Origin of the sequence: Actinomadura sp. 7K534, assembly GCF_004348575.1 — a bacterium.
Lineage (GTDB): Bacteria > Actinomycetota > Actinomycetes > Streptosporangiales > Streptosporangiaceae > Spirillospora > Spirillospora livida.
In genome coordinates this window covers 1-1540 of record NZ_SMKB01000474.1, presented here as the reverse complement: position 1 = coordinate 1540, position 1540 = coordinate 1, and the positions used below count along the sequence as shown (strand labels likewise).

Genomic DNA, 1540 nt, shown 5'->3' with positions numbered 1-1540 from the left:
GCCTGACCCCCCGCCGACACGTCCCCCCGCCTCATCTCGCTCCCGCCGAGCTCCACCTTCCCGCCGTGCCCGGTCATGCCCGGGGCAACGGAGACGGCCGATCGTGCCTCGATCCGGTGTGCACCGGGTAAGGGGCCGGCCAAGCCTGCCGCATTCGCCGGCCCGTGCCGCCCCGCCGGCGGGTTAATGGGACCCAGCGTCCGGCGGTTCCGTCCGGGCGGCCTCCCGAGGCCGCCCGGACGGGGACACCGCCGCGCGGGCAGGGAAGGACATGTCCATCAGGGGGGTGGGTCCCGTGCGTGACCCGGAACTGGTGTCGTGCGCGCAGCGCGCGGCGAGCGAATTGGAACGCGCGTGGTCGGAGTGGCGCCACGCGCGGGGGCTGGCCGAGGAGGTCTCGGAGTCCGTCGCCAGCTACGTCGCCCATTCGATCGACCACCCGTGGGGCCGTCCCCGCGTGGTGCTCGGCCTCGACGCGGACGAGGCGCGCGCCCTGGCCGCCCTGCTCGGCAAGGAGGACCCCCTCGGCTGACACCGGTTTGCCGGAGTTCGTTTGACGCGGCGTCGGCGGCGTGCAAACTGTGTGGGTCGATAACGAACCCGTCACGGAGGAACCGTCAGTGCGAGTCCATCGAGGCGGCCCGTGGGCCGCCGGCATCGCGCTGTGTCTCGGCGCGCTCACCGCGTGCGGGGGAACCTCCGGTGCGTCCGACGGCCCGAGTGCGCCGGTCAACCCGCCGCGGGCGGGAGCGCCCACCCAGCATGAGGACCGGACGCCCGCGGCCGCCGGGCGGGACGCCCAGGCGCTGGACGGCAAGGTGATCGTCATCGACCCCGGGCACAACGGGGGCAACGCCGACCACCCCAGGGAGATCAACAAGAAGGTCCGGATCGGCAACGGCAGCAAGGCGTGCGACACGACCGGCACCGCGTCCAACGACGGCTACCCGGAGCACGCCTTCACCTGGGACGTCTCGAAGCGCCTCGCGAAGCTGCTGCGCGCCGAGGGAGCCAAGGTCACGCTGACGCGCAAGGACGACGAGGGCGTCGGCCCGTGCATCACCGAGCGGGCCGCGATCGCGAACCGGCTGGACGCGGACGCCGCCGTCTCGATCCACGCCGACGGCAATTCGCGCGCGTCCGCCCACGGCTTCCACATCATCGAACCGGTCTCGATCGGCGGCAACGCCGGGATGGTGCCGGGCTCCCAGAAGCTGGGCAAGGCCCTCCGCGACGCCTACCGCGACGGCACCGGGATGCCCTACTCCAACTACCTCGGCGAGGAGGGCCGCGACCGGCGCGACGACCTCGGCGGCCTCAACATGTCGCGGGTCCCGAAGGTCTTCATCGAGTGCGGGAACATGCGCAACAAGGGCGACGCGGCCAAGTTCGCCAGCGCGCCGTTCCGCCAGCGCATTGCCGAGGCCCTGACGGAGGGGTTCAAGACCTACCTCAAGTGACCACCGCCCTACCTGCCTGAGCGACCCGGTGGGCTCGCGTTGGTGTGCCGCGGGGGGCCGGGAAGGCGGGAGGATGGGGG

Annotated in this window: 2 protein-coding genes; both read left to right on the top strand. The window is 72.9% G+C overall.

All coding sequences use genetic code 11. From position 1 onward, the window contains the following. Nucleotides 1-295 precede the first annotated feature (295 nt). Complete coding sequence (locus E1266_RS37215; protein WP_131956627.1) at nt 296-532, top strand: hypothetical protein; 237 nt, start codon at nt 296-298, stop codon at nt 530-532. 88 nt (nt 533-620) lie between these two features. Next, nucleotides 621-1460: an N-acetylmuramoyl-L-alanine amidase gene (locus E1266_RS37210; protein ID WP_243719375.1), complete on the top strand. Its 840-nt coding sequence runs from the start codon at nt 621-623 to the stop codon at nt 1458-1460. Nucleotides 1461-1540 lie beyond the last annotated feature (80 nt).